Raw genomic sequence first — 6535 nt, 5'->3', positions numbered from 1 at the left:
TAACGGTCGCCAAGATCAGGGCGAACTAGGCATTGCCAATGTGACCACCTTCATTGATGCAAATGGTAACGGTGTCCGAGATGCAGGGGAACTTTCCGCCGTTACAAATGCTAATGGAAACTTCCTATTCACCTTATCACCGGGTAATTATACAGTAACGGAAATGGTACCAGTTGGTTCCACGCCTACCACGGTCAATCCTGTTAACGTTAACCTCACTAATAGTGATGTCACACTTTTCTTTGGCATCACAAGCCAAAGTACCGTAGTCAATCCGATAACAACGACAACTCCGACACCGACGTTCAACATTAGCGGCTCCAGAGTCAACGATATCAATCGCAACGGCATTCAAGATAGCGGCGAACTAGGCATTGCCAATGTGACCATCTTCATTGATGCAAATAATAACGGTCTCCTAGATGCAGCAGAACGTTCCACCGTTACCGATGCTAGTGGAAACTTCAAATTCACCAATTTATCACAGGGTAATTATACAGTAACGGAAATGGTACCAGTTGGTTCCACAACTACCACTGCCAATCTTGTTAACGTTACCCTCACTAATAGTGATGTCATACTTTTCTTTGGCATCACAAGCCAAAGTACCGTAGTCAATCCGATAACAACGACAGGAACGACATCGTTAAGCATTAGCGGCTCCAGAGTCAACGATATCAATCGCAACGGCATTCAAGATAGCGGCGAACTAGGCATTGCCAATGTGACCATCTTCATTGATGCAAATAATAACGGTCTCCTAGATGCAGCAGAACGTTCCACCGTTACCGATGCTAGTGGAAACTTCAAATTCACCAATTTATCACAGGGTAATTATACAGTAACGGAAATGGTACCATCTGGTTCCACAACTACCACTGCCAATCTTGTTAACGTTACCCTCACTAATAGTGATGTCATACTTTTCTTTGGCAACGCTGCGACCACTCCAACGCCAACAATAACTGCTAGCAGCATCAACACCCTTACTAACAAAGGTGTAGACAATGACACCCTAATTGGTAGCAACAGTGCTGGCATCCCAAAAGACTTCAGCAGCGACGATCTTTTCTTATACTCTCCTAATCAAACAAAAGATATTGCAGCAGATATTGTCGCGGGGAGCGATCGCATCTTTGTGTCATCTGTAGGTTTTGGCAACCTCATTCCCGGTGCAATTTCCCCGAATCAATTCGCCTGGGACACCACCGCACTTGATAAGTACCTACACAAAATTAATTACACATCCGACTTTGTTACTATTTAGACGTATCAAGGGTTTCAAGTCAACTCAGTCGGCAATTAATTTTGTTTACCTACTTATCAACGTTCAGTTTGTCTACGATCGCCCCAACGGTTCCCTATTCTACGATCCCGACGGCGGCGGCATTGCATCCCAAGTACAATTAGCTACACTCCTCGGTTCCCCCGCCTTGAGTGCCACCGACATTTCGCTATTTTGAAGCTACCAGCATCGAAATATTACAGCGCCGTTTAACTTGTTAACAGTTAACGGTTAACTGATAACGGTTAACTCTTCCAGTTAACAATTATCAGTTATCAGTTAAGTCTTTAAGCTACTTGTCTTTGAGCTTTTGGGCAACGAGAACCATGCCCAACATGACTGCGATTTGGAATCCCAGGATGCCCCAATTCCGAAAAACATTCACATCGAAAGTTTTGCCAAAATCTTTGTGGATGTTGTCAATGATGCCTTCGGCCTTGCCAATAGCAGACTCGCGATCGCCCTTCCACGCGCTGTACTCATCTTGCCAGCGGTTCATATCTGCTTTGTAATTGTCCACCTTTTTCTTGTAATTGTCCAACTGGCTCAAGTCATCGGGGAATTTGCCCGGATCTGCCGGTTTGGCCGGTTCAGCCTTGTTAGTAAACGGTCGATCTTTATCCTTAATTCCCGCCACTTGACAGCCCTCGAACAGTTTTGGTCCCAAGCACTTGCACTGTTCCTCCTTCTGCTGGTCCGTCAGTTTGTCCCGTTCCGATTTTGACTTGTCCCTCCAACAGGGGTCTTCGGCAACATTGTTCCCCACTTTCACGAGCGTTACCAAGGACTCAAACGACCATTTCGTCAAGGTAAAGTTGCTCACCACTTGACCGATAGGGGACAGTGCCGGTACTGGCACTGTTCCCCCCCCAAAAGTAATTTGAGGGACTAAAAACAGGATCGTCAGCATGGGAGCGATGTTTTGGTTGGGCGAAATGGCGGAAACGACCAGGCCCATCATCATGCCTGCAATGGTTGCCAAAACCAGAGTGACATACATCGCCCCCCAGTCTAGGCCGTCCGGGAAATCAATCGCCATTTTCTTAAACAGCAGAATGACTGCTGCCTGGTACAGGGCGAGGATGACAACCATCCCTACTTTAGAGAGGATGTAGGGGAGAACTTGGATCCCGATCAGGTGTTCGCGGCGGTAGATATCGACTTCCTTGACGATCTCGCGCATGGTCAGCAAGCTGCCAATTAAGATGGCAAGCAGGGGCGTGTTGAACAGCATCCCGATCGCCCTGCCTGCATTCCCCCCCTCAACGTCAAACATCTGGCGCTCCCAGAGTATGAAGTCCAAGGAAGCGATCAGTGGAGTCGCTGCAAAGGTGAGAGCTAAAGTAATGCGGTCGCGGAACAGGCAAGTCCAGTTGCGGCTCGACAAAATTAAGAATTGCCGCAAAGCTGAAATCGGCTTGGATTTGACATTCGACAGTTTGCCAGAGCCACGGTACCCTTGCCCACCGCCCTGTGCCTCGGCGCTGAGATTTTTCTGCCGTTCCACCACGTATTTTTGATACTGGGGCGACTGGAGGTAGCGCTTTTTCCACTCTTCGGGAGGCACTACCCGCGCCACTCTGGGATCGGGCGCTTTTCCTTCGACGAGGGGGTAAATTTCGCTGAACTTCTCGACACCGAAATAGGCAGGCGCTTCTGCTGGAGGCCCAAAGTAGGCAACTCGCCCCCCCGCCGCTAAAAACACCACCAAATCGCACAAAGTCACGTTTTCTGTGGCGTGAGTGATCAGCAGCACCGTGCGGCCCTGGTCAGCCAACTTCCGCAGCAACTTCATTACGTCTGCTTCCGTGCCTGGGTCTAGCCCTGAAGTCGCTTCGTCTAGGAAGAACAAACTGGGTTTTGCCAGCAATTCCACCCCCATCGACACCCGCTTGAGCTGGCCGCCGCTCAGGGCGCTAATTTGTACATCTCGCCGCTGGGTGAGTCCCAAATCTTTGAGCACTTCATTAATGCGCTGCTGCCGTTCTGCCGCTGTGGTGTCTGCGGGCATTCGCAACTTGGCAGCGCAGTCTAAGGCTTGGTAGATGGTCAATTCCAGGTGAATGATGTCTTTTTGGGGGACGTAGCCGAGTTCGTTGCGGTAGGCGTTGAAGTTCTTATAGAGGTCAGCGCCGTTCACTAGGACGGAGCCGCTGGTAGCGGGCCGAAAGCCGTTGAGCGCGTCCATGAGGGTAGACTTGCCGCCACCACTGACACCAGCAATGACAACGAACTCCCGCGCCTCAACGCACAAGGAAATGTCGTCGAGCAGGGTTTTTTCGTCTGGTGTGCCTTTGTTGACAACTTTACTCAGGTGAACTACATCAATGCGGAGGTTGCCCTCTTCGTTGTAGCGCACCATCGTTTCGTCCACGTTGAGAACGAAGCGACAAGGGCCGATGCGGACGCTATCGCCTACTCGCAACGTCCGTTCCGATATTTGCTTGCCGTTGACGTAGGTGCCGTTGGTGGAGTCTAAGTCCTTGAGGATGAAGGAGCCGTTTTCCCGCGTAATTTTGGCATGAAACCGGGAGACGGCTGGATGGTTGACGACAGTGTTATTTTTGGGTTCGCGCCCGATTGTCAGGATGTCGCGCCCCCGCAGGTCTAACTGGCTGAGGAATAATGTTTCCTCCCCCACAAAATTCTGGGCAACCACTGTCGCCCCGTCTGAAGACAGCTTTTGATGCGGGCTTACAGTAGTAGGCACACTGTTGCTATTAAGAATAAACTGCAATTCGCTGTAGCCAATGCTGATGGTATCGCCGTTTGCTAGGGGGTGAGGAATGTTGGGTTGGAGCCGGATCTTGTTGACGCGAGTGCCGTCAGTGCTGCCGAAATCTGTAATTTGATAGCGATCGCCGTTTCTGCTGATTTGAGCGTGCTGGCGCGACACGAGGGGGTCATTAATGACTAAATCGCTGTCGGTAGCGCGGCCGATAGTTACGACTTCAGTATTAACTGAGTATTCCCAGACAGGTTCGCTACCCTTGTGAATTTTTAAAATGGCTGGCGATACAGGCATAGAGCTATTTCCATTAATCTTACGTCTTTTATCTCATACTGCCACTAACTTTTGTCAAAGATGTTCCTCTTCTTAACTATCCTGCACTTTTTAATAAAAATTAATATTTTTAATCTGCTAAACAATCTAAAATTCTTGCGGAAATACTGACTAATGGTGTCATTCAACCAAATATCCTCACTGCGGAAGACCGCCGCAAAAACTCCTCCCTTGGCCTTGAGGCGATGGGTTTCCGTTTTGGAGAAATTTATGAATGGCTAATTGAGCAATAATTAGCCTTCACCACAACCGTCCATTTTCCGGGGCGCTACCTCTATACTCATCTTGCGGTTGAGGATAAGAAATTACTGGAGATGGAAGAGGAGGAGAGACTCTTATGGGTGTGTCGCCTGCCGATTTATTGCCTAGTTGCACAAAGGTCTCAATCGGAATTGCCCAACTAGATTCGATCATTAAATCTCTGGGCAAATTCGGCTTAGAACCATCCTTAAATACATAAGGATCGCCCCACAAAGGATAGGCGTGCATTCCATTGATTCCCACAACTTCCCCCCTGCTATTTAGCAGCGGCCCGCCACTCATTCCCTTTTCAACTGGATTGCTATAACCAATCTGATACCCTCCAACTAATGCTTTTGGAGACAGAAAGGAAACTCTCCCTAACATAAATTCAAACCCTCTTTTCTCAGAACCTTCTTGACCGGGAAACCCGGTAGCAAAGACTTCATCTCCTACTGCGACAGGTGATGAAGCTAACCGCGCTACTGAATATTCCCTCGTACTTCTGAACTGCAGTAGAACGAGATCGTTGCCGTCAAAAGAGCGATTTTTTAGCAATTCACCCTGATATATTTTCCCATCTGGAGTTTGAATGCGGTGGCTTTCGCCAACGGCTAAAACATGATTGTTGGTAAGAATTGTGTAGGTCTGGCCTTGCTTTTTAATCAATATTCCTGAACCTGCACCGTATCCAGATAGCACTTTAACGGCGATCGCCCGTGCCTCATTTTTGATTTGGGCTACTGTCAGTTGTTGAGCGTTTTCTCGGCTGCCATTTACCTCAATCAAGCGCGATCCGCTGACAGGTAAGGACTGTACTGGCTGTTGAGTATACCAACAGCCAATACAGGTGATTAACAAAGAGCTGAAACGGAGTCTAAACCGCAAGCTAGACCAATTCATGCTTTATTCCTCAGTGATTTTTACCAAGGCGCGCTACCACCCACCACCGTTACTCGGCTCAACGTTCGGCTGAGGGCGAGTGGGAACAGCAGCGGGTGGAGAATTGAGAGCAGGATTAGGAGCGGAACCAGCGGTTTGAACGACGGGCGCTTGTTCGAGAAATCGATTAAAATCGACGGTAGCAGATGAATTGCTATCGGCACTTTCTAGAAGGGGAGCGTTAGATGCACCAACACTAATATTAAAGATTTGCTGGATACGAGCGGCTGCATCTGACCCTGGTTTGAGGGTGAAAAGCAATTTGTCCGAAGTGCATGGAGGGTTGCTATTTCCTGCACAAATAGCTGCCTGGCCGTTAAGATATCCAGCCGTGAGGAAGTTCAGTTGGCCGCTGCTACGGTGCTTTTGGAAGCGACTGGATACTTCTTGGCAGCGCCGTTCTGGGGTGTATCCTGAGTAGCTAAAATATTCAGAATTCCACTTCACGACTGCCACCGTTCCTCGCCGTGTATTAGCAAAGGTGGTTGGTATACCGTCGCTACTTACGCTACAAAAGAAGGTGGTGTCTTGAGCGTAGCTGGGTTGATTGAAGGCGGTGACAGTGCCGATCGCGATCGCGCCCAATGTCACCGCAGCAGTTAGTGATTGCCATTTAGTCATTTTGAGTTAACCTATTGGATTATTGGATAAAATTAATTGAATTCAAAATTTCTTTGAGTTATCTTGAGAAATAAGAGCGATCGTACAACTTGCAACAGCAATTTAGCTAACTTTTATCGGAAAATTAGCATGATTCCCAAATGCAGGCTATGCTAATACAGCCACTTAACTTTTCAAGTCCTCAAAGCAGCGATGCACTTGATGAATCTGGTCTAAAGTGTTGAGTGAGATTTATTTAATCTTTTCTAACATACCGCTCTGAGGTAAGTCAAGATCGTCTCAGGGGAATTTGAACAAATCTTGACTTTACCCCTTAACTGTAGACTAAAGCCCGTGGCAGATGGTTTCTCCGGCTCAGGCCCTGATATCGTTTGCGGTTGCTT

The 6535-nt window shown here is 48.2% G+C and carries 5 protein-coding genes; 2 read left to right on the top strand and 3 right to left on the bottom strand.

All coding sequences use genetic code 11. The annotated features are described in order from the left end of the window. Together QUA56_RS28155 and QUA56_RS28150 are read left to right on the top strand one after the other, a co-directional pair. Positions 1 to 1267 (top strand): SdrD B-like domain-containing protein (locus QUA56_RS28155; RefSeq protein WP_333364714.1); only part of this gene is annotated, 1267 nt, incomplete at its 5' end. Then, positions 1254 to 1463: a hypothetical protein gene (locus QUA56_RS28150; protein ID WP_333364711.1), complete on the top strand. Its 210-nt coding sequence runs from the start codon at positions 1254 to 1256 to the stop codon at positions 1461 to 1463. The genes QUA56_RS28155 and QUA56_RS28150, both read left to right, overlap by 14 nt. 114 nt (positions 1464 to 1577) lie before the next feature. On the opposite strand, the gene QUA56_RS28145 is transcribed toward QUA56_RS28150, so the two are convergent. From QUA56_RS28145 to QUA56_RS28135, 3 genes are all read right to left on the bottom strand, one after another. Then, complete coding sequence (locus QUA56_RS28145; RefSeq protein ID WP_333364709.1) at positions 1578 to 4310, bottom strand: FHA domain-containing protein; 2733 nt, start codon at positions 4308 to 4310, stop codon at positions 1578 to 1580. A gap of 279 nt (positions 4311 to 4589) precedes the next feature. Then, on the bottom strand, positions 4590 to 5492 hold the full coding sequence (locus QUA56_RS28140; RefSeq protein ID WP_333364706.1) for a serine protease: 903 nt from the start codon (positions 5490 to 5492) through the stop codon (positions 4590 to 4592). A gap of 33 nt (positions 5493 to 5525) precedes the next feature. After that, on the bottom strand, positions 5526 to 6152 hold the full coding sequence (locus QUA56_RS28135; RefSeq protein WP_333364703.1) for a COP23 domain-containing protein: 627 nt from the start codon (positions 6150 to 6152) through the stop codon (positions 5526 to 5528). Between the last annotated feature and the right edge of the window lie 383 nt (positions 6153 to 6535).

The sequence above is a fragment of the Microcoleus sp. N3A4 genome, assembly GCF_036701805.1.
Lineage (GTDB): Bacteria > Cyanobacteriota > Cyanobacteriia > Cyanobacteriales > Microcoleaceae > Microcoleus.
The sequence above is the reverse complement of the archived record's forward strand: the minus strand, read 5'-3'. Positions and strand labels throughout refer to the sequence as shown.